The sequence below is a fragment of the Streptomyces fildesensis genome (genome assembly GCF_016107395.1).
Taxonomy (GTDB): Bacteria; Actinomycetota; Actinomycetes; order Streptomycetales; family Streptomycetaceae; genus Actinacidiphila; species Actinacidiphila fildesensis.
In genome coordinates this window covers 1-240 of record NZ_JAAIKO010000363.1, presented here as the reverse complement: position 1 = coordinate 240, position 240 = coordinate 1, and the positions used below count along the sequence as shown (strand labels likewise).

The window sequence follows — 240 nt, the reverse complement described above, 5'->3', positions numbered from 1 at the left end:
CTCCCCAAGGGTGTCCAGCTCAGAGATTGCCTCATCAAATGCCTGCTTGGCAAGGTTGCAAGCACGATCTGGGGAATTGAGTATCTCATAGTAGAACACAGAGAAGTTCAACGCAAGCCCAAGCCTAATAGGATGCGTAGGAGCCAACTCTGCAAGAGCAATATCCTGAGCAGATTTGTAGGCTAACAAAGTGCTCTCAGCTGCTTCTTTCCTCTCTGAACCAGTTTTAAACTCAGCAAG

Annotated in this window: 1 protein-coding gene; it reads right to left on the bottom strand. The window is 47.9% G+C overall.

Annotated features, from left to right (window positions below; translation table 11 throughout):
- A partial coding sequence (locus tag C6N31_RS43200) for a 14-3-3 family protein (protein WP_198359759.1) occupies positions 1 to 240 on the bottom strand: 240 nt, incomplete at both ends.